This window comes from Mycobacterium sp. (assembly GCF_050701675.1).
In the GTDB taxonomy this organism is placed as follows: Bacteria; Actinomycetota; Actinomycetes; order Mycobacteriales; family Mycobacteriaceae; genus Mycobacterium.
In genome coordinates this window covers 1-21,710 of record NZ_JBOGDD010000601.1, presented here as the reverse complement: position 1 = coordinate 21,710, position 21,710 = coordinate 1, and the positions used below count along the sequence as shown (strand labels likewise).

At 64.5% G+C, this 21,710-nt stretch carries 17 protein-coding genes and 2 pseudogenes; 14 read left to right on the top strand and 5 right to left on the bottom strand.

Features of this window, described 5'->3' with window-relative positions; all coding sequences use genetic code 11:
* The 3 genes and pseudogenes from ACRDUX_RS18535 to ACRDUX_RS18525 form a co-directional block, all read left to right on the top strand.
* Positions 1-475 (top strand): annotated as a pseudogene (locus ACRDUX_RS18535) (hypothetical protein); the annotation flags it as partial.
* 18 nt (positions 476-493) lie between these two features.
* A complete protein-coding gene (locus ACRDUX_RS18530) occupies positions 494-1,243 on the top strand; it encodes a hypothetical protein (RefSeq protein ID WP_526415482.1) in 750 nt (249 codons plus the stop codon).
* A gap of 123 nt (positions 1,244-1,366) precedes the next feature.
* Positions 1,367-2,989 carry a serine/threonine-protein kinase gene (locus ACRDUX_RS18525; protein ID WP_526415481.1) on the top strand — a complete coding sequence of 541 codons (1,623 nt, stop codon included), beginning with the start codon at positions 1,367-1,369 and terminating at the stop codon, positions 2,987-2,989.
* Positions 2,990-3,000: 11 nt separating this feature from the next.
* On the opposite strand, the gene ACRDUX_RS18520 is transcribed toward ACRDUX_RS18525, so the two are convergent.
* Entirely contained in the window at positions 3,001-4,023 is a 1,023-nt protein-coding gene (locus tag ACRDUX_RS18520; RefSeq protein WP_526415480.1) for a DUF1942 domain-containing protein, read from the bottom strand.
* A gap of 678 nt (positions 4,024-4,701) precedes the next feature.
* Between ACRDUX_RS18520 and ACRDUX_RS18515 the strand changes: the two genes are divergently transcribed.
* The 6 genes and pseudogenes from ACRDUX_RS18515 (at position 4,702) to ACRDUX_RS18490 (ending at position 11,470) form a co-directional block, all read left to right on the top strand.
* Entirely contained in the window at positions 4,702-6,279 is a 1,578-nt protein-coding gene (locus ACRDUX_RS18515) for a sugar transferase (RefSeq protein ID WP_526415479.1), read from the top strand.
* A 15-nt stretch (positions 6,280-6,294) separates the two neighbouring features.
* Positions 6,295-7,614 (top strand): annotated as a pseudogene (locus tag ACRDUX_RS18510) (UDP-glucose dehydrogenase family protein); the annotation flags it as partial.
* Between the two features lie 91 nt (positions 7,615-7,705).
* Positions 7,706-8,947: a class I SAM-dependent DNA methyltransferase gene (locus ACRDUX_RS18505; protein WP_526415478.1), complete on the top strand. Its 1,242-nt coding sequence runs from the start codon at positions 7,706-7,708 to the stop codon at positions 8,945-8,947.
* A gap of 13 nt (positions 8,948-8,960) precedes the next feature.
* Positions 8,961-9,776 carry a glycosyltransferase family protein gene (locus tag ACRDUX_RS18500; RefSeq protein WP_526415477.1) on the top strand — a complete coding sequence of 272 codons (816 nt, stop codon included), beginning with the start codon at positions 8,961-8,963 and terminating at the stop codon, positions 9,774-9,776.
* Entirely contained in the window at positions 9,773-10,420 is a 648-nt protein-coding gene (locus tag ACRDUX_RS18495) for a PIG-L deacetylase family protein (RefSeq protein WP_526415476.1), read from the top strand. The genes ACRDUX_RS18500 and ACRDUX_RS18495 overlap by 4 nt, the downstream gene beginning before the upstream one ends.
* 21 nt (positions 10,421-10,441) lie before the next feature.
* Positions 10,442-11,470 carry an NAD-dependent epimerase/dehydratase family protein gene (locus ACRDUX_RS18490; RefSeq protein ID WP_526415475.1) on the top strand — a complete coding sequence of 343 codons (1,029 nt, stop codon included), beginning with the start codon at positions 10,442-10,444 and terminating at the stop codon, positions 11,468-11,470.
* Here the strand turns inward: ACRDUX_RS18490 and rfbC are convergent.
* Positions 11,454-12,008, bottom strand: coding sequence for a dTDP-4-dehydrorhamnose 3,5-epimerase (rfbC, locus tag ACRDUX_RS18485; RefSeq protein ID WP_526415474.1), 555 nt, complete (start codon positions 12,006-12,008; stop codon positions 11,454-11,456). The genes ACRDUX_RS18490 and rfbC overlap by 17 nt on opposite strands.
* Before the next feature lie 14 nt (positions 12,009-12,022).
* Here rfbC and ACRDUX_RS18480 point away from each other — a divergent pair, with 14 nt between their 5' ends.
* Complete coding sequence (locus ACRDUX_RS18480; RefSeq protein ID WP_526415473.1) at positions 12,023-13,099, top strand: transferase; 1,077 nt, start codon at positions 12,023-12,025, stop codon at positions 13,097-13,099.
* A 40-nt stretch (positions 13,100-13,139) separates the two neighbouring features.
* Positions 13,140-14,033, top strand: coding sequence for a phytanoyl-CoA dioxygenase family protein (locus ACRDUX_RS18475; protein WP_526415472.1), 894 nt, complete (start codon positions 13,140-13,142; stop codon positions 14,031-14,033).
* Here the strand turns inward: ACRDUX_RS18475 and ACRDUX_RS18470 are convergent.
* Both ACRDUX_RS18470 and ACRDUX_RS18465 read right to left on the bottom strand, forming a co-directional pair.
* Positions 14,003-15,385 carry a glutamate-1-semialdehyde 2,1-aminomutase gene (locus ACRDUX_RS18470; RefSeq protein ID WP_526415471.1) on the bottom strand — a complete coding sequence of 461 codons (1,383 nt, stop codon included), beginning with the start codon at positions 15,383-15,385 and terminating at the stop codon, positions 14,003-14,005. The genes ACRDUX_RS18475 and ACRDUX_RS18470 overlap by 31 nt on opposite strands.
* Before the next feature lie 114 nt (positions 15,386-15,499).
* Entirely contained in the window at positions 15,500-16,009 is a 510-nt protein-coding gene (locus ACRDUX_RS18465) for a YdcF family protein (RefSeq protein WP_526415470.1), read from the bottom strand.
* Positions 16,010-16,178: 169 nt separating this feature from the next.
* On the opposite strand from ACRDUX_RS18465, the gene ACRDUX_RS18460 reads away from it, so the two are divergent.
* The 3 genes from ACRDUX_RS18460 to ACRDUX_RS18450 all read left to right on the top strand — a co-directional run bounded on the left by ACRDUX_RS18460 (position 16,179) and on the right by ACRDUX_RS18450 (position 19,981).
* On the top strand, positions 16,179-17,480 hold the full coding sequence (locus tag ACRDUX_RS18460; RefSeq protein ID WP_526415469.1) for a polysaccharide pyruvyl transferase family protein: 1,302 nt from the start codon (positions 16,179-16,181) through the stop codon (positions 17,478-17,480).
* Between the two features lie 9 nt (positions 17,481-17,489).
* A complete protein-coding gene (locus ACRDUX_RS18455) occupies positions 17,490-18,737 on the top strand; it encodes a glycosyltransferase family 4 protein (RefSeq protein ID WP_526415468.1) in 1,248 nt (415 codons plus the stop codon).
* A 221-nt stretch (positions 18,738-18,958) separates the two neighbouring features.
* Positions 18,959-19,981, top strand: coding sequence for an NAD-dependent epimerase/dehydratase family protein (locus tag ACRDUX_RS18450; protein ID WP_526415467.1), 1,023 nt, complete (start codon positions 18,959-18,961; stop codon positions 19,979-19,981).
* Between the two features lie 103 nt (positions 19,982-20,084).
* On the opposite strand, the gene ACRDUX_RS18445 is transcribed toward ACRDUX_RS18450, so the two are convergent.
* Entirely contained in the window at positions 20,085-21,584 is a 1,500-nt protein-coding gene (locus ACRDUX_RS18445) for a hypothetical protein (RefSeq protein WP_526415466.1), read from the bottom strand.
* Positions 21,585-21,710 lie beyond the last annotated feature (126 nt).

Here is a 21,710-nt window from a genome sequence, read left to right as displayed (position 1 = left end):
ACTCATGGGCATGGTGACCCAGGCTCCGCAACAGCTCATGCAGCAGGTGTCGCAGCCGCTGCAGCAGCTCACCTCGATGTTCGGCAAGGGCGGTTCGGGGGCAGGCTCGGGCAAGGGAGTCAGCCCCTTCTCGGCGTTCTCCAACCACCCGCTGGCCGGCGGCTCCGGCGCGGGTGGTGGCGCCGGAATGATGAAGGCGGCGTCCCTGCCTGGAGGTGGTGGCTCGGCCCCGCAAACTCCGATGATGGCGAAACTGGTTGGCTCCACCATGGATGGCGTCGCGGTAAGGCCCGCCGGCGCAGGCAGCGCGGCCATCGGCGGGGTCGCACCGGTGTCGGGTGGCATGGGCGGCGGCATGGGCGGTGGCGCGGGCATGATGGGTCAGCGCGGGGAGAGCGGCGGCACCGCTGCCTCGCTGGCGCCGCCGCCCGCCCTCGAATACGACTTGGGTGACGAGGTTGACGATGACTGGTGAGTCAGGAGGTACGCGCTGATGGGTGACCCATTTGGGATGGAGGACGGCACTTCCTGGAATCCCGCGTCGGTGGACATGCCGCCGATGCCGACCATTCCGCCCGGCGAGGACGGCTTGAGCATGACCATCGCCGCCGTGATGCCGACGCTATCCGCTCCGCTCGCCGCGAACGTGACGGCGCTGCAGGCCAAGGAGACGATGTTCTCCGGCAAGGTGGATTCCGCGAAGTCGGCCTACCAGAACTCCGATGACCAGGGCGGCCAGGGGATCGGTCAGATCGGACAGATGCTCGGCCAGGTCGGCCAGATGGCTCAGCAGGCGGGCAAAGCCGGCGAGGGCGGAGGAGGGGGCTCCAGCATCTTCGGGTCGCTGATGGAGCAGGCGATGAAGGCCGCACAGGGTGGCGACTCGAAAGACGGTGGCTCGCAAGGAGCGGATGTTCAAGCTGCGGACCAGTCGCAAGCCGGATCGCCCGCGGCGGGGCAACCAGCCGCGAGTCAGGCTACCGGCGGCCAGGGTGGCGGCGGCCAGGGTCCTGCTGGGGGGGCTGCCGGGGCGCACCAACAGCCGTCGCGGGAGGGCGAAGGCAATCGTCAGGAGCAGACCCCGCCGCACGACCGCGACGCCAGAGCGCACGAGGCGCCAGCCGAACAGCCTCCGGCCGAGGCTGCGGGACCCAGTGAGCGCCAGCACAATGCGGGCCCGGCACCGGTGGGTCCGCCCGTGCCTACACGCCACGGCGACGAGGACCTCTCGCGCCGGATGTAGCTCCGCAGGAGGTAGCGTTCTGCCGATCGGTCACACGGGCGCGCCAAGTGGCCGTCGCCGATTACCCTCATAGGCGATGCATGGGAATTCTCCGCTGGCCGTGAGAGACACGGAGGTAGGCACATGAGTTCGCCTCCGCCACCCGATGACCAGCCGTCACAACCACACCTGCCGGACGATGCATTGACCAACGGCCAAGTCTTCGCCGGCTATCAGATCGTCGGCCTGCTGGGCTCTGGCGGCATGGGCAGGGTGTACCTCGCGCAGCATCCGAGGCTTCCGCGCCGGGACGCCTTGAAGTTGCTTCCACGCGACTGGTCGTCCGACGCCGACTACCGGGCCCGTTTCAACAGGGAGGCCGACCTCGCGTCGACGCTTTGGCATCCCAACATCGTCGGCGTGCACGACCGTGGCGAGGACGACGGTCAACTCTGGATCTCCATGGACTACGTCGACGGGTTGGACGCAGCTCGTCTGGTCGCCGAGCGCCATCCGACGGGAATGCCTGCCGAGGAGGTCGCTCAGATCGTCATCGCCGTCGCCAGGGCCTTGGACAGCGCTCACAAACGGGGCCTACTGCACCGCGACGTCAAACCCGCCAACATCATGATCACCCATCTCGACGACGATGGCGAGCAGCGAATCCTGTTGACCGACTTCGGTTTGGCCCGTGACGTCAACGACGATCGTGGGTTCACCGCGACGGAGATGACCCTCGGGACGGTAGCCTATTGCGCACCCGAACAGTTGCTGGGCGAGGACGTCGACGGCCGCGCCGACCAGTACGCGCTCGCGGCGACGGCGTACGCCCTGCTGACCGGGCGGCCGGTATTCGCGGACTCGGACCCATCGGTCGTGGTCAACCACCAAATCGAGACCAGGCCAACGGCTTTGGCGCAGACACACCCGGAGTTGGCCAGCCTCGATCCGGTGCTCGCGGTCGCGCTGGCCAAACGGCCCGAAGATCGGTTCGCCCGCTGCTCGGACTTCGCCCGCGCGCTGAGCGAACAGATCACCGCGACGGTGGTGCCGTCACCCCGCGCGGACCCCTACGGGCACGTGGATCCCGCCGGGCAATGGCCGTCCGATCATCTTCCGTCGCCGGAGCAGGCGAGCATCGAAGATCGCTTCACCGAACCCATGACCGTCGACCCTCGCGTAGTTGCGCCCAAGCCCAAGCAGTTTCGGCTCTGGCCCATCGTGGCGGGCGTTGCGGGGCTGGTGGTCGTCGGACTTGCGGCCTGGTTGTTGTGGCCGTCATCCGGCGGGCCCGATTCGTCAGGCACCGACGCGGCCCGGCCGACCCCGACGCCGGCGAATGCCGATGCCCAGCAGAAGCTGCTGGGGGTCCTGCCGCGGGGCTACCCGTCCAGTGCGTGCACACCCGCGGACGTGCCTCAGGCCGCACTCGCGAAGGTGAACTGCACCAGGAACGCCGACGCCGGCGGTCCGCCGTCGGCGACCTATACGTTGCTCGGGGACAAAGCCGCGCTGAGCTCTGCGTTCGAGGCCCAGGTACGCGACACCCGAGTGGTGAACTGCCCAGGGAACATTCAGTCACCTGGGCCTTGGCGCCGCAACGCAACGCCGCAAAAGGTCAGCGGCACACTCGTATGCGGCTACTCCGGCGACGTCCCGACGTTGGTCTGGACGGATGACGACGACCTACTACTCAGCTCGGTCGACGGTGCCGATAGCGGTCCGAACCTCGACCAGCTGTACGTGTGGTGGTCGAGCCACTCCTGAGGGTGTGCCGGTCAGGCCGGAGGCGGAACGACGACGGTCGTGGTGGGAGCCGCGGAGGCCGCAGCGCTGGTGGGAAGCGGAGTGCCCTGGCTACCGGTGGCCGCGGGTGCCTGCTGAACCGCCGCGGGCTGTGGTGCTTCCTGAACCGTGACCGGCTGCGGTGCGTCCTGAACTGCCGCGGGCTGCGGTGATCCCTCGGTGCCTGCCGGAACGGCAGGCGTCCCGGAGCTCCCGGCTGGGAGTGGAGTTCCCTGGCTACCGGGCGCCTGTTGAACCGCCGCGGGCTGCGTTGCTCCCTCGGTGCCTGCCGGAACGGCGGGTGTCCCGGCGCTTCCGGCCGGAAGTGGCGTCCCCTGGCTCCCGGTCACCAGTGGGGTGCCCTGGCTGCCTGCGGGCAGGGACGCACCCGGCACGGAGGTTCCCTCGACACTCGCTGGCGCGCCGGGGATGGCTCCTGGCGCGGTGGTCGGCGTGGTCGCAGTGCTCGGCGTAGCTGACGCGGCGGGCGACGACGTGTAGCTGCCCCCGCCGTTATTGGTGGGCAACTGTGGTGGTGGCTGCACCCACACCAGGCGGTCTTGGCCGCCCGCGGTGTAGACGACGCTGTCGGGGTTCTCCCCGACGACGTCGAAGTAGACCTTCCCGGAGGTCTTCTGGCCCTGGCCCAGGGTCGCTGGGTTGACGCCCTGCGGCGTCGCGACGCCGAACAGCACCCGGTAGTTCTGACCGTCGCTGGCGCGCGCGTTGAGGTTTGACACGATCGGAGTGGGGCTGCCCTCGATGGCCTGGTCCGTTGCGGTGGCCTCCCACAGGGTGCCCGCCACCGGGTAGGGAATGACGTCCGTGCTGGCCTTGAGGTTGCTGATGGTCCAGCCCTGCACGACGTTGCCGTCGGTCAGCTTCGCCTCGTTGCCGATGGTGGTGGTCGTGGTGGTGGTCAGATCATCTGCGGCGGCAAGCGGTGCTCCGAGGATGCCGATGGATCCCGCTGCGGCAGCGGCGGCCGCCGCCACCAGTGCGTTGGTGATCTTCACGTGAAGTGCCCTCCTGAATCGTCCTGCTCCTTGCATCCCCCCGACGGGAATGGTCACTAGCCCTGAAGTTATCAGGTAGCTGGGTGCCTTGTTTCAACTGTTCTCGGGGGGAATGACGGCGCCATGTACAGCGCCACGTGGGCCGTCACGTTCCACGCGCGGCAAGACGTCGTGATCTCCCGTCGATCTGCTCGGCGCCGGTTTTTACTCGATGCTTTGCCAAAGATAGTAGCGCGATCCTCCTATGACGATCTGACCTTGGGTCGACGCGACGTCCACTTCGAGCTGCGCGACTTCCCATCCATTGATTGCTGTGACAACAGGAGTATGTCGTCCTTGGCGCTGAAGTTGATGCATTCACGGCGCCGCTGCTGAGTTTCGATGAGCATATATACAGGTCAAAGACCATTGGACGGGTCCAAATTTCGGAACGAACCGATCGAAGGAGCACGTCCTTGATGACTCCGGTTGTAACTTTGCTAAATCTGTCTTGTGATGTGAATTTTGCAGTGGTACCTTCCTATGACCATGGGGAGGATGGTTGCTTATGTGTTCCACACAGCTAACCTGTAATGCTTTGCGTGCGTCGTCCACCGAGTTTCGGTACACGCGCTCGGGGGACGCCGCCACCAACAGCGTCGGCGGCGGCCGGTCGGGCCTGGGAGCGGGAGTAAGGGAATGAATCAACGGACCGACATGCTTCCCGTCGACGTCGAGACGCGAAGGCCGTCTGATGTCGGCGGCGAAGAGATCACGGACCATCTGAACGGTCATTCCCGCAATGGCGCTGCCGTCCCTAGCATTTCAGGGCTCCTGCCGTCTCAGGTCTTCGAGCGGACCAGGTGGCAACGCCGCTACGTCACCAAGCTGCAGATGACCGACACGCTCGTCGTGAGCGCGGCAGTGGCGTTGGGACAGTACGCCCGATTCGGAACGATTTCGCCGCCTGGATACCTCGAGTACTACGTGCCGGCATTCTCCGTCCTGTTCGCCATCGTCTGGTTGTCCGCCCTTGCCGGATTTCACAGCCGATCGCCCAGGCTCATCGGCACCGGAATCGAAGAGTTCCGGCGAGTGGTGTCGGCCTCCTTCTGGACGTTCGGTGCGATCGCGATCGTGACGCTCCTGCTCAAGCTCGACATCGCACGCGGTTACCTCGCAGTGGCTCTTCCTGCCGGGACTCTCGGACTGGTGCTGACGAGATCGTTCTGGCGCGGTTACGTCGCACGTCAGCGCGGGCAGGGTGACTATCTGACCGCGGTCCTGGCCATTGGCGAACGCGACGCGGTGGAACACCTGGCCACCGAACTGACCCGAAATTCGATGGACGGGTACCAGGTCACTGGGGTGGCCATACCGGGATACGGCCCTCCCCGGGGCGAGCACATCACCGTCAACGGCACCTTGATCCCCGTCGTCGGCGATGAGGCCCATGCGCTGGACGCAATCCGCACGTGTGGCGCCGACACCGTCGCCATCGCAGGCACGGAACACTTCGGGGTTCGGGGAATTCGCAGACTGATCTGGGATCTCGAGACGATGGGCGTCGACCTCGTGGTCTCGACGGGCGTCATGGACGTCGCGCTCTCACGGCTCGTCATGCGGCCCATCGCCGGCCTGCCACTGCTGCACATCGAGAAGCCGCAGTATCTAGGCACGAAGCGGTTCGAGAAGCGCGCCTTCGACTTCTGCTTCGCCTTGGCGGCCCTGATCGCGACGCTGCCGCTCCTGCTCATCACCGCGGTCGCGGTCAAGCTCACCAGCGAGGGGCCGGTGTTCTACGCCAGTGAACGCATCGGGATCGACGGCAGGCCGTTTGCGATGTTGAAGTTTCGCACGATGGTCAAGGATGCCGACAAGCAGTTGTCGAAGATGTTGGCATTGAACGAGTTCGACGGACCACTCTTCAAGATTCGGAATGATCCGCGCATAACGCCGATCGGCCGGGTGTTGCGACGCTTCAGCATCGACGAACTGCCGCAGTTCATCAACGTGCTCCGTCACGAGATGAGCGTCGTGGGTCCTCGGCCGCCGTTGCGGCGTGAGGTCGAGGCATACGACTGCGACGTATTGCGGAAACTGCTCGTCAAGCCGGGCATAACGGGTCTGTGGCAGGTCAGTGGTAGAGCCGATCTCACGTGGAATGAAGCGGTTCGCCTCGATCTCGCCTATGTCGACAACTGGTCGATGATCGGCGACATCCTGATCGTCGCCAAGACGCTACGAGCGGTCTTCGGCCGCGCCGGCGCCTACTGAGGGCGGGGCGCGAATATGAGAATGGTCGTCCTGGGAACGGGTTACCTTGGTGCCACGCACGCTGCCTGCATGGCGGAGCTGGGCCACGAGGTTCTCGGAGTGGACGTCGATCCCAGCAAGCTGGCCAAGCTCGAAGCGGGGGAGGTGCCGTTCTTCGAACCGGGCCTCGCCGAGGTCCTCCGGGGCGCGATGAGCGCTGGGCGACTTCGCTTCTCGTCGTCATATGAGGAGGCAGCCAGCTTCGCAGACGTCTTCTTCGTCGCCGTGGCGACGCCACAGAAGAAGGGCGACTACGGGGCGGACCTGCACTACGTCGATTCCGTCATCGCCCAGCTCGCGCCACTCATCGACAAGCCGGCCTTGATCCTGGGCAAGTCCACGGTGCCGGTCGGAACCGCCGCGCGGCTGGGCGAACTGGCTCGTGAGCTCTCACCCGCGGGAGAAGCGCTCGAGGTGGCGTGGAATCCGGAATTCCTGCGGGAGGGTTTTGCGGTTCAGGACACGCTGAACCCGGATCGCCTCGTTCTGGGTGTCGACCAGGACGGACCCGGCAGGGCCGAGTCGATCGCGCGGGAAGTCTATGCGGACCTCATCGGGCGGGGCATACCCTTCATCGTCACCGATCTGGCGACCGCAGAACTGGTGAAGGTGTCCGCAAATGCCTTCTTGGCAACCAAGATCTCGTTCATCAACGCGATCGCAGAGGTCTGTGAGGCGGTCGGTGCAGACGTCACCGTGCTGGCCGATGCAATCGGACACGACGGCCGAATCGGTCGGCGCTTCCTCAACGCAGGCATCGGCTTTGGTGGCGGGTGCCTGCCCAAGGACATCCGTGCCTTCATGGCCCGGGCGGGCGAACTGGGAGCCAACCAGGCACTGACGTTCCTCCGCGAAGTCGACAGCATCAACATGCGGCGGCGGACGCGGACGGTCGAGATCGCGCGCGAGGCCTGTGGCGGTGGGTTCATCGGCGCGCGAGTTGCCGTGCTGGGCACCGCGTTCAAGCCCGATTCGGACGACGTGCGCGACTCCCCCGCACTCAACGTGGCGGGCCAGATCCAGTTGCAGGGTGCGACCGTCACCGTTTTCGACCCCCAGGCGATGGACAACTCCCGTGCCCTGTTTCCAACACTGAATTACGCGACTTCGGCATTCGAAGCATGCGACGGGGCGGACGCCGTGCTGGTTCTGACCGAGTGGGAGGAATTCCGTTCGATCGACCCGGTCGCGCTGAAGCAGATCGTACGGTCGCCTGCGGTGATCGACGGCCGTAATTGCCTGGACGCCACGACGTGGTGTGCGGCTGGGTGGACCTACCGGGCGTTGGGTCGGCCTACCCGCGGGCCCGCCGACGTACACGACTCAAGATCCGGGGCGTTGCGGCCTTCGGTTCATGTTCTTCCGCGTCAACGAAACGAGGACCAGCGTGCGCTGTCGGTTATGTGAGTCGAGTCGGCTCCTCAGTATTCTCGACCTCGGCGCAACCCCGCCGTGCGAGACGTTCCTGACCTCCGACGAATTGGACGCGCCGGAACCCACGTATCCACTGCACCTCCGACTCTGCGAAGACTGTCTGCTGCTGCAGATTCCAGCGCTCATCACGCCGGAGGACACCTTCGCGGAATACGCGTACTTCTCGTCGTACTCCGACAGCTGGGTCGACCACGCGAAGCGCTTCGTCGACGGCGCGATCAGTCGCCTCGGCCTCGATCCGGACTCCTTCGTGGTCGAGGTCGCCAGCAACGACGGCTACCTGCTGCAGCATGTCGTCGCCGCGGGCATACCCTGCCTGGGCATCGAGCCGTCGGTGAACGTGGGTGCCGCGGCGCGCAAGCGAGGCGTGCCGACGCAGACCGCGTTCCTGGATGAACGGACCGCCGCCGCCGTTCGTGAGCACCACGGTCCGGCGCAGCTCGTGGCGGCCAACAACGTGTACGCCCACATTCCCGACCTCCTGGGCTTCACGCGGTCGCTGCGCCTGCTGATGGCTGACGACGGATGGCTGAGCATCGAGGTGCACCACGCACTGCCGCTGGTCACTCTGGGGCAGTTCGACACCATCTACCACGAGCACTTCCAGTACTACACGGTGCTGTCCGCCATGCGCGCACTTGCCACCGCCGGGCTGAGCGTCGTCGACGTCGAATCGATTCCGACACACGGAGGTTCGATTCGGCTGTGGGCTCGCCCCGAGGAGAACGCCGGGCCGCCGAGCGAGCGCGTCGCCGAAATCCTCCGCATCGAAGAAGAGGCGGGTTTGCACCAGGTGGACGGCTACCTGCAGTTACGCGCCAGGACCGAGGCCGTTCGCCATGATCTGCTGCGCTTCCTTCTCGACTGCCGCGCTGCGGGCAAGCGCGTGGTCGGTTACGGCGCACCCGGCAAGGGCAACACGCTGCTCAATTACTGCGGCATCCGGACCGACCTGCTCGAGTACACCGTGGATCGCAATCCCTACAAACACGGCCGCTTCACCCCTGGCACACGCATTCCCATTCTTGATCCGGCGCACATCGCGAAGGACCGTCCCGACGTCGTGCTTGCCCTGCCGTGGAATCTGGAAGTCGAGCTGACCGGGCAGCTCGAGTACATCACTGAATGGGGCGGCCAGCTCGTGTTCCCGCTGCCGACGCTGCACGCCGCCGGCAACCAAGCTCTCAAAGCCTGAGGAGGTAAACAGAATGAAAGTCGTCCTGTTCTGCGGTGGTTACGGAATGCGGATGCGCGGCAACGCCGATGACGCCGTGCCGAAGCCGATGCAGATGGTCGGTCCGCGGCCGCTGATCTGGCACGTGATGCGTTACTACGCACACTTCGGTCACAAGGATTTCATCCTGTGCCTCGGCTACGGAGCCTCGCACATCAAGAATTACTTTCTGACATACCAGGAATCGGTGTCGAATGACTTCGTCATGCGGGGCGGCCACGTCGAGCTCATGCACTCCGACATCAGCGACTGGTCGATCACGTTCGTCGACACCGGGCTCGAGTCGGCAATCGGTGAGCGCCTGCGCCGGGTGCGGCCCCATCTCGACGGTGATGACTACTTCCTGGCCAACTACGCCGATGTGCTCACAGATGCCCCCTTGGACCGGATGGTGGAGAAGTTCCATGATTCGGGGGCGGCCGCGTCGATGATGATCGTGCCCCCGCAGTCCACCTTTCACTGTGTCGAGGTCAGTGAAACGGGTGAGGTCAAGGACATCACACCCGTGTCGGCACTGCCGATCTGGGAGAACGGTGGGTTCTTCGTACTCTCCAAGGAGATCTTCGAACTGCTGCCGCCCGGCGGCGACCTGGTCGCTGACGTGTGCGGCACGCTGGCGGGACAGGGCAGGCTGTTCGGCTACCGGTACGAAGGCTTCTGGAAGCCGGCCGACACGTTCAAGGAACGCGCCGAGCTCGACGCCAAGTACCACAGCGGTGACCGGCCGTGGATGCTCTGGGAGCACGCCGACGAAGAGGCTGATCTGTTGGCCGGCGTAGGGCCGCGATGATCCCACTCTCCATTGGTGTCCGCACCGAAATCGCGGTCGTCGGAGCGCATTGCGACGACATAGCGATCGGGATGGGCGGGACCCTGTTGAGCCTGTCGAGAAGCCACCCGGGAATTCGCGTCCGTGGCCTGGTGCTATCCGGCGGCGGAACTGAACGAGAGGCCGAGGAAACGAATGCGCTCGCCGCGTTCTGCCCAGAAGCAGATCTCGACGTCAGGATTCTCGACATACCGGACGGCCGGGCGCCGGCACACTGGGACCGAATCAAGCGGCAGCTCAGCGAATTTCGTCGCACCACCGCGGCGAGCGTCGTCTTCGGACCGCATCGCGGGGACGCCCATCAGGACCACCGGCTGCTTGCCGAACTGTTGCCGACCGAATTCCGTGATCATCTGGTGCTCGGCTACGAAATCCTCAAGTGGGAGTCCGACACCCCACGCCCCACCCTCTTCAATCCATTGGCGCTCGACGTCGCCGAGGACAAGGCACGCCTGCTGCTCAAGCACTACCCGTCCCAGGCCAGCCACGACTGGTTCGACGAGCAAGCGTTCCTCGGGCTCTCGCGACTGCGCGGCGTGCAGTGTCGAAGTCAGCACGCGGAGGCGTTCATCGTGGAAAAAGCCACCATCACATTCGACCGTTGAGCGCGAAGGGAAGTCATCGACATGCGAGTACTAGTCACTGGACATCAAGGCTATCTCGGCACCGTGATGGTGCCGATTCTTCAGGGGGCAGGTCACGACGTGACCGGTCTGGACGCAGGGTTCTTCGCCGACTGCGTATTGGGCACTCCACCCGCCGACCCTCCCGGTATGCGGGTGGACCTGCGTGACGTCACGGTCAAGCACCTCGAGGGATTCGACGCGGTGATTCATCTTGCGGCGCTGTCCAACGACCCGCTCGGAGCACTTGCACCCCAGATCACCTACGACATCAATCATCACGCCTCCGTTCGGCTGGCGCGACTGGCCAAGGCTGCAGGCGCACGACGATTCCTCTACGCGTCAACCTGTTCGGTATACGGCTCGGCCGGCGACGATCTCGTCAACGAGAGCGCCCCGCTGCGACCGCTCACTCCCTACGCCGAGAGCAAGGTCCGCGTCGAGGACGACGTGGCGGCGATGGCGGACGACTCATTCTCACCAGTCTTCCTACGTAATGCGACCGCATTTGGCTTCTCCCCGCGACTGCGTGCCGACATCGTTCTGAACAACCTCGTCGGACACGCAGTCCTCTCGGGTGACGTGCGTGTCCTGTCGGACGGCACGCCATGGCGTCCGCTGGTGCACGCACAGGACATCGCGTCGGCCTTCCGACTGGCGCTGCAAGCTCCGATCAGCAAGATCCATTGCGCGGCCTACAACGTCGGAAGCGAAGACAACAATCTGACGGTCGCCGAGATCGCGGAGAGCGTCGTCGATGCAGTGCCGGGCGCGAAGTTGCTGATCACCGGAGAGACGGGTGCCGACCCCCGGTCCTACCGCGTTGATTTCTCCGCGTTCCGCCAGGCACTCGGATTCGAAGCGGCCTGGAGCGTTGCCGATGGTGCGGCCGAACTCTACAAGGAGTACGTCTCGGCAGGCCTGACCAACCACGACTTCGCCAAGAAGTTCACCCGCCTGCCCCACCTCGAATCGCTACGCGCCAGCGGCGTCCTCGACGAGACGTTCCGCCGGGTCACGGCAGATGTCTGAGAAGATCCGCCCAACTCCCTGCGCCTGCGTCGCGGGGGGACACCACCGACACCGGCAGTGGCCAGTCGATCGACAGGTCCGGATCGTCGTAGGCGACGCCGACGTCCTCGGAAGGATCGTGCGGACGATCGATCCGGTAGCACACATCCGCGGTCGAGCTGATGGCCTGAAAGCCGTGCAGGAACCCCGGCGGCACGTAGAGATGCCGAAAGTCCTTGTCGTCGAGAAGGAATGCCTGCCGGCGAGAGAAGGTGGGCGAGTCGCTTCGAATGTCGATCAGCACGTCATGCACGGCCCCGTTGGCGCATCGCACCAGCTTGGCCTCGCCCCGCCCCGCCCGACCGTGCATGCCCCGGATCACGCCCTTCGCCGAGCGCGACTGGGAATCCTGCACGAACGACGCCGATACGCCGGGCTTGCCGAGGTAGTCATCGAAGATCTCCGCATCGAAGGTGCGGGTGAACAGGCCGCGGTCGTCGCGAAACGGCTGTGGAACCAGAACCAGCACGTCGGCGAGTTCCGTCGTCTCGATGCGCATCAGGAAATGTTGCCATGATTGCGTGCCGCGGATGCGGAAAACCGAATCTGACCCGGGTCCTGGATCTCGGCAGCGTCCCGGCGGCGGACCACTTCCCGCTCGCCGATGATCCGTTGGACGAGGATGAGACCACCCACGAACTCGCAATGGACCTCTGTGGTGATTGCGGTCTGGCTCAGCTCGCCGACGATGACACCATCGCCGACGAGCCGAGGGGAGTGGAACCGCAGGCGCTCAAGGATCAGGCCGTGGAGGCGGTCACCCGAGTCCATGGTGACGGCTATCTGCGTGGCAACACCGTGCTGGAATTCGGCAGCCCGCATGGCGGCTCGTGGATGCCGCTGCTGACCGAACGCGGATACCGGGCGGTGAAGTCGACGGCGGACGTGGTGCTCGACTGCTTCGGCATCATGCACGAGCCTGACCAACGTGAGGCCTTCGCCCGCCGCGCGGACGTCGTGAACCCAAACGGTGTCCTCTTGCTCCAGTACCATTCGATCGTCGCGATCGTTGAACGTGGGCAGTGGAATGCCCTGCGGCACGGGCACTTTGCGTACTACTCGATGAGTGCGCTGATCCGGCTGCTTGGCGACGTCGGACTCAGCGTCGTCACCGCTTGGAGTTTCGAGCTCTACGGTGGCACCGTCTTGATCGCTGCCGTGCATGGGGCTGCCGAACCCGACGCGTCGGTCCAGCGGATCCTCGACACCGAGACCTCACTGGGCATCACCGATCCGGTCACCATCGGCAGCCTACAAACCACCGCCGATCGAGATGGCGACTCGCTGCGGAGCTGGCTCGAGACCGAGGCTGGGGCCGGTCGTAGGGTCCTCGGCTACGGTGCGGCATCGCGCGCCGTAGCGCTGTTCAGCCGTGCACGCCTCGATTCGAAGCTGTTGGCGGCGGTGGCCGATGCCTCTCCCGCCAAGCAGGGCAGGCGCATGCCTGGCACGGACATCCCCATCGTGGCACCCGACGCGCTACTGAAGGCGAATCCGGATCACGTGCTCCTCACGCTGCCCGATTTGCTGCCCGAGGTCAGCGCTCGATATCCGCAACTCGACGGGCTGTGGAAGATCGCAGGCCCGTGACGGGCCGTCGCGAGAGAACATCTGAAAGGCAGGTACCGACGTGACCACGATTCTCTTCAACCCGGACATCACGGACGCAGAGCGACGCACCCGGCTGTACGACGGGAACGTCCTGTTGTATTCGGCTTCACCCGAGTCGCTTGCGCTTGTCGAACACGCGCGCGACCTGATCTCGGAGGCGTTCGGTCGGCGGGATCCTCAGACGGCCCAGCACGAGATGCCGGTCGAGGAATTCTCGTCACTGTTGGCGGAATTGAAGCCGCGGTTCATCCATCACCCCGAATCCAAGCTGCGGATAAGGGCGCTGCTGGAGAGCGTCGGATGCGACCTGGAGGACACCTACTTCGACGTCCCTCGCATGCGGACGTCGACTTCGGACGACTTCCTGACCTCTGGCATCTCCTACGCCTTTCACCCGCATCGCGACACCTGGTATTCGGCACCGTTCAGCCAGTTGAACTGGTGGATTCCGATTTACGATGTGGTTCCCGAAAACGTGATGGCGTTCCATCCGCAGTACTGGGGTAAACCGGTGCGCAACGGATCTCGGCGATACGACTACTACGAGTGGAACCGGACCAGCAGGGTCAGTGCGGCCGAGCACGTCAAGACCGACACCCGAGATCAACCGCGGCCCGAGGAACCGGTCACACTCGAGCCTCAGGTCCGAGTCGTCCCCGAAGTCGGTGGCGTCATGTTGTTCTCGGGCAATCAGTTGCATTCGACGGTGCCGAACACGTCGGGCCGTACGCGGTTCAGCATCGACTTCAGGACCGTGAACATCCAGGACGTGCGCACGCGGGTGGAGGCGCCCAACTTCGACTCCGAGTGCACTGGGACGTCACTACGAGACTTCTTGCGCACCAGCGATTTCGAGCGGATCGCCGAAGACGTCGCGTTGTCCTACGAAGGGCTTGCTCCCGCCCAAACGTGAACGTCCGTCGTTTCGACCTGCCGCGGTGCCGCATACCGCCGGATGGCCGGAGCGACCGGTCGGCCCTCGAGTAGTCCTTCGACAGAACCGCGCTCGATCGCGCGGCGGTACACCGGCATCGCGCCGCGGAGCGCGGCTAGGGTGTGCTCGATGTCGAGGTCGGTATGGGCTGCCGAGGTGACGAACGACTGTCCCAGCACGCCGCCATTGAGAAGTTCCTGTAGGAACAGTGTGCGGTAGCTTTGCGAGGGTTGCCGATCGGCGTCGCGGGTGGTGAACGTCAAGCACGACGACCTCCCGTTCAGCTGCACGTAATCAGCAAGTCCTGCGTCGTTGATGACGGCTTCGGCATTGTGGCGCAGCAGCTTTCCGGCGTGTTCCATCTGGCCGATCGGGTCGTCGTCGGCGTACGCCTTCACAACGGCACGGAACGCGGCGAGTGAGCCGGTCTCGGCACCGTGGGTGGTGGAGAGCAGGAAGACGCGTTCGCGGTTGGTGCGAAGACCGCCGAGTTCCATGACCTCGCGCCTACCCGCCAGCGCAGCTATCGGAAACCCGTTGCCCATTGCCTTGCCCCAGCACGACAGGTCGGGCCTGACGTCATGGAGTGCCTGCGCCCCGTGCTCTGACCACCGGAATCCGGTGATCATCTCATCGATGACGAGCAGTGAACCATGCCGGTCGCACAACTGCCGAACACCTTGCAGGAAACCAGGTTCGGGTTCGGCGGTCGAGGTGGCCGCCTCGAGTATCACGCATGCGACATCGCCACCGGCAAGTACCGCCGCCAGAGATTCGAGATCGTTGTAGCGGAAGCGGAGCGTCTGCTCCCGACTCGACTCTGGAATCCCGCTGTTCATCGGAGTGATCCCGATGAACCAGTCGTCGGTTGAGAAGAACGGCTGGTCGCACGCTGCGACCTTGTTCCGACCGGTGGCCGCGCGGGCCAGTCGGACTGCGGCGGTGGTCACGTCGGAACCGTTCTTCGCGAACTTCACCATGTCGGCACCTGGGACGAGCCGCAGGAAGTCCTCGGCCGCATTCAGTTCGAGTTCAGTCGGCCTGGTGAAGTTCACGCCGTTGACGATCGCGGCGGACACCGCGTCGACAACGGGCCGGTAGCCGTGTCCGAGCGTGACCGCTCGCAACCCCATGCCGTATTCGACGTACTCGTTGTCGTCGACGTCCCAAACGCGGCAGCCGTGGCCACGCACGAGCACCGGCGCCATCGACTCGGGGTACTGATCGGAGCCACGTGCATAGGTGTGCGCACCGCCGGGAATCAGGTGATGCAGCTTGTCTTGAAGCTCGGTCGACCGTGTGAAGCGCCTATTTGCTGAATCGGTCGACATATGCATACTCCGGCGGTAAAAGACTTATTGAGGACTGTCAACGGCGGCAGCCCTTTCTCATTCTACGATGCGCCACCCTTTGCTGCTACGCATCCCGCCATATCGTCTTACGTCTCAGCAGCCGGACTGGAGCGCCGCGCGGATATAGCCCGCGGTTTGGTACACATAGCTCCACGCCCACTGCGACGGCCACTGGTTGGTCCCGGTTTGTCCCATCATGATGTCGCCATCGAAGCAACGCTGAATGATGAACCGCGCGCGCGAGATGTGCGGTGCGGAGGTGAGCACGATCACGCTGCGCCACCCCTTGGTGCGCGCAAGCTCTTCGAACGCCCGCGCCTCACCTCTCGTCGTCGGCGGATCCGGCTCGAGGCAGGTGATCGTGAAACTGTAGCGCCGGTGATCGCAGAGATCGCCCAGCCAAATGGCCTGGGAGGCATCCGGATTCGAGAACACCACTTGATGCGCGAGGCCTTGCAGCGCGTACTCCAACCCGAACGTATACGCCTCGTCGCCCTGACCGCCCAGGACGAAGATCACGTCGGCGCGATGCAACTCGTCGACTTGCGGGCGTACGTAAACGGGCCAACCGATCGCTGCGATGACGACCAGCAGGGCCGCCATCGCCAGAACCCAGCGCCAGCTACTTCTGCCCCGCCACCGTCCTGGACGAGGCCCGGATTCATCAGCGGAGACCTTCCCCCAATCCATGCAGTACAGACTAGTGCGATCACCGAACCTCGTTGGTGGAAGGACGGTAATCTGGTAAGCGGTGTGGCATACGAGCAACGGGATGCCACTTCTGCCGTGGGGGATGCGCTTGATGACGTTTGGTTGGAAGAGGGAACGGCGTTCCGTGCCGAGGCGGCGAAGGATCGCGTTCTTCGGCTTGTTCGGTACCGGCAACGTCGGCAATGAAGCTTCGTTGTCGAGTGCTCTCATGGCCGCGCGAGAGATCGACCCCACTGCCGAGTTGGTCTGCGTGTGCGCTCGCCCGGACGTGGTGCGAGCCGAACACGGCATCAGCGCGGTTCCGATCTACATGGCGGGGCCGCTTCCTGATGCGCCGTCTGGACCACGTGTCGTACGGGCAGTTGCGCGGCCGCTCTACGAGCTCGCTCGATGGAGTGCCATCTACCGATTCCTGCGCACCATCGACCTAGTGATCGTTCCCGGCACCGGCATACTCGACGATTTCGGCGAGAGTCCAAAGGGCATGCCGTACCACCTGTTTCGCTGGACGGCTGCGGCAAGACTGGCGCGGCGTCGCTTCGCATTCGTGAGCGTCGGGGGAGGTCCCATTACGCATCCGGTAAGTCGATGGCTCATGAGGAATGCCGTCAAGTTCTCTTCCTACTGCTCTTATCGAGATGAATTCTCACGCAGTTACATGGCAGGCATCGGCGCATCGCCGGTCGACGCTCCCGTGACGCCCGATCTGGTCTTCGCGCTACCTCGTCCGACTCGGTCGCGGGGGCGGACGGAGGAGAAGACGGTCGGCCTCGGCGTCATGACCTACTACGGCTGGACCAATGACCCAGCCGCCGGTGCAGACGTCTTCCATACGTATGTCGACAAGATGGCCACGATCGCCTGCCGTCTTCTGGACAGCGGGCACTTCGTACGGGTGCTCATCGGAGAGCGGTGTGACGAGCAGGCCGTCGCTGCGCTCCTGGAGAGCATTCGGGCCCGCGAGGACGGCCGAACGAAGTGCGATCGGCTCATCGTCGAGCCGATCGAGTCGATACGAGATCTGTTGGCCCAGATCAGTGAGACCGACGCGGTCATCGGTACGCGGTACCACAACGTCGTCGGTGCGCTGATGCTGGAACGCCCGGTCGTGTCCCTGGGTTACGCCGCAAAGTTCGTCGACCTCATGGAAGGCATGGGCCTTGGTAACTTTTGCCACGATGCGTCGGCCATCGAACCGGACGCGGTGCTCGCGGACCTCGAGAAACTGTTCGTCGAGTGGGATGTCCTGGTAGACGGCCCGAAGAGCCGCAACAGGCAGTACGCAGACGAGCTCGAACGGCAGTACGCGACCGTCATCGGTTCACCGCCGGCATCCGCCGCGTGGTTTCGAAGCGCCACTTAGGCTGCACGCATGGCTCGTCGACCGATCAGAGTCGCCATACTCGGAATCAATTACGCTCCCGAGCCCACGGGGGTTGCTCCGTACACGACCGGGCTCGCGAGAGGGCTGACCGAACGCGGACACGACGTTCGGGTTCTGACCGGTTACCCGCACTACCCACAATGGAAGCGCGACAAGACGGGTGGCGGCTTCCGGTCGGAAGCACCAGTGGACGGTGTGCGGGTCCGGCGGCTCAGTCATTCGGTGCCGAGCCAGCTGTCGTGGACTGGGCGCGTCCTGATGGAATTCACCTTCGGTCTTCAATTGTTGACGAGCCGGTGGGGCCGGCCGGACGTCGTGGTGCTGGTGACGCCGCCGCTGGTGGCCGCTGGAATGGCCGCCGTGCGAGCGCGTCTGACCTGGCGGCGACCGTCCATCGGCGTCGTCGTGCACGACCTGTACAGCCGGGGAGTCACCGAAACTGCAGCGGCATCGGGCTTCTCGGCGAGGGCCGTACCCATGGTGGAGTCGACCGTCATGCGGTTGGCCGACAGCGTCGTCGTGATTCACCCGGGGTTCACCTCAGATCTGGTCGACGACTTGGGGGTGGACAGGCGACATATCCACGAGATTCGCAACTGGACTCACATAGGCCCACCCGATTCGTCGGCAAGTGCGGCGTTTCGGGCTGCCCGTGGGTGGGGTCCAGACGAAGTGGTGGTCCTGCATGCCGGCAACATGGGCTACAAGCAGGGTCTGGAGAACGTCGTCGCCGCCGCGGAATTGGCAGGCTGCGGCGAGCGCCGGGTGCGGTTCGTCCTTCTCGGTGACGGCAACCAGCGTGCCTCACTGCAGGCCGCCGGGGCCGGAATGCGCGCGCTCGAATTCTTGCCTCCGGTATGCGAAGAGGAGTTTCCAGCCGCGCTCGGCGCCGCCGACGTGCTCTTGGTGAACGAACGGCCGGGGGTTGCGCACATGGCCGCACCGAGCAAGTTGACCTCCTACTTCCGGTCCGGCAAACCGGTACTCGCCGCGACGCACGAGGCGGGGGTGACCGCTCGAGAGATCGTTGCCTCTGGCGCAGGAGTCCGAGTTCCGGCTGATCGGCCCGATATGCTCCTCGCCGAGGCGATCAGGCTCGGTACCGATCACGAACTCGCCGTTCGATTGGGTGCCGCGGGGCGCCGTTACTGTGCGGAACTGCTGTCTGAAACCACCGCGCTCGACAGCTATGAGGCGTGGGTCTCGGACCTCGCCGAATCCCGTCACCACCGGTAGTCAAGGCTCGCCGAGGCCGGACTCAAACGTGTCTCTGCATGTAGATTTAGCAAATATTGCGGAACGTGATATATACAGGTCATACTCAGCTGAGAGTATGCTGAGGCTGACAAGGCAAAGGAATCAAAGTTTGCCCTGTACTGGATCAACGGGCTCAGAAGCTGTAACGTATGGCCTGATGGGGGCGGCCCGACCGCGCGCGCGGAGGAGGAGATCTGGACATGGGGGAAGTGCGTGTGATCGACGGTCATCGGACCGTGCTCGTCGCGGGCGGCGGGGGTTTCATCGGGGGGCACCTCGCTCGGGCGTTGGCCAAGCGCGGTCACTCGGTGCGGGTCGCCGACGTCAAACCGTTGGACGAGTGGTATCAGATTCCTGAGGGCGTCGAGGCCCGTCGACTGGACTTGTCCAGGCTCGATGAGTGCCACGAGGCCGTCCGTGGGGTGGATGTCGTGTACAACCTTGCCGCCGACATGGGTGGCATCGGGTTCATCAAGTCGCACAAGGCCGAGTGCATGCTGTCCGTGTTGATCAACACGCATCTGCTGCTCGCTGCTCGAGACGCCGGTGTACATCGGCACTTCTTCGCCAGTTCGGCATGCGTCTACAACGTGGACCGTCAGGTCCAGTCCGATGTCACTCCGCTCAAGGAGGCCGACGCATATCCGGCGATGGCCGAGGATGGTTACGGCTGGGAGAAGCTGTTCAGCGAGCGGATGTGCCGGCACTTCACGGAAGACTTCGGCCTCGAGACCCGGGTCGCTCGTTTCCACAACGTCTACGGCGTGAACGGCGGTTACGACGACGGGCGCGAGAAGGCCCCTGCGGCGCTGTGCAGGAAGATCGCCACGGCCGTGTTGACCGGAAATCACGAGATCGAGATCTGGGGCGACGGTGAGCAGACGCGCAGTTTCATGTATGTCGACGACTGCGTCGAGGCAATCCAATTGGTGGTCGACGGCCAGAACGCGATGCCGGTCAACGTCGGCACCGACGAACGGGTGAGCATCAACGAAATGGTCACCATCATCGAGCGGATCGCCGGAATCACCGTGCGGCGGACGTACCTTCCTGGCGCACCCCTGGGGGTCAGAGGTCGCAACAGCGACAACGCGATGTTCAAGCAGCTGTACGACCGGGAGCCGACGATCGGCTTGGCCGACGGGTTGGAGCGCACCTATCGGTGGATCTTCGACCAGATGTCGGCTCGCCAGGTTTCCGCGACGCAGCTATACGCGATCTGAATCGAGGCCGGAATCACGCCCGCCACGGCGTGATTCGCCGTGCCCTTGGTCGCAACCTCTGGTGGCCCGACGCCGTAGCCCTCTTGCCGCGTGCGCACCGGCGCTACTGATTGGCGTTGGTAACCCACTTCAACGGACCAACCTGGTTGACGTCCCACTTGAGACTGGTCGTGCCCCCGTTTTGCGCAGGCACGTCGCGACGGTGAAGTTCCCAGAATGCGTCGACGAACGGATCGTACGTCGTGGTCTCTTCCGGCGGACGAGGGTAGTCACCGCGGTTCGCGGCGTAGTTGTCTTCCTTGCGCATCCAGTCTTCGAGGTTGTCGAAGAACGCATCGTGATTCCACGTGGCCTTCGCGCCCATCAGCAGCGCTGCAAGTCCCTCACCGACCCAGGCCCGCACGGTGCAACACGTCCGATAGTCCTCCGATGTCTGGTCCCACTCGTCCCATTCGCTCGGTGGCTTCTCCTGATAGGGCTGACGGGCGCCGTGGTGCATCACGTTTTGCCAGAGTGCCCGTTGGCCGTACCACCCACGACCGTAATAGGTTTGGGCATCTTCGTGAAAGACCGAGGACTGCACGGGAGGTGCGAAGGACGGATCGTCGAGCATCAGCCCGGCGAACAGCAGGGGCCACTTGCGCCCGCTCGTGATGCCGCCGCCTTCGTTGTACACCGCGCCCAGCTGCACCATGCCGTGTAGATCGATGCCGTACTGCACTAGGCCGTAGAGCAAGCGGCGCTTCTGTTCCTGGCTGGCGTTGGTGTTGAGCATGAGCGACGCCGTGCCGACGATGCGAGCGAATTCCCTGCCATAGGAGGGTTGGTTGTCGACGGGGAGCAGATAGTCACCCTCCCACGTTCCATTCATGTGGTCGATCCACGGCCGCTGGAGATAACGCTCGTATTGGGCGAACGGTGGGATGGGAACCGGCGAGGTGTCCATCGTCAGGTTCGCCAGGCGGTCCCAGTGCAGACTCGAGGCGCGGAATATCTCCTTGTTGCCGCCGACATAGGTCGGGCGGAAGGCGTCCGGTGGTGGTACCTCGCTGAGGCTGGTCAGCACGGCCGCGGTCTTCATGACGGCGTAGGACGTCTTCTCCGAGTCCCACATCAAGTCGGCTTGCATCGCCGGGTTGGGAACGGCCCGCTCACTTATCGACGATATGAGGGATCGATTGGCGGGCAAGCGAAATGGAAAGTTGATGGATGAGCTCGGATCGTAGGTGACACCGCGGGAGTCGTAACCCTGCGCTGGACCCACACTCATCACCATCATCGAACCGTTGCGCCGGCTCTTGTCGTCCCGCAAGCCGGTGTCACCCCACGAGTTGGTGCCGAGGTCGGTCACCTCATCCGCGGGAGCGGTGGTCGGGCCCGGGGTCACCGAAACCACCGACACCGGCCCGACCACCCACCAGTCGCCGTTGACGAATTGGCCCACCGGATAGTCGCGGTCGAACTTCCAGGTGATGCCGTACTGAGTTATTTCGCTGGCCCGTTGGGATTCCACCGCATTCTGCTTGCTGCACGCAGGCAGCACGCCGACGACGGCGAGCAGTATCACCGCGATGAGAACGAGGGGCCTGTTCACCTGGCTCATGAAGCTCCGAGACTGGTGGTGCGCATGCGACGCGCCACCGAGCGAAGTTGGGGGGCCACCGGCGACGCCTTGACGGCTTCCGTCAGCGAGTACCTGGCCCGGCGCAGCATCCGCCGTGTGTTGCTC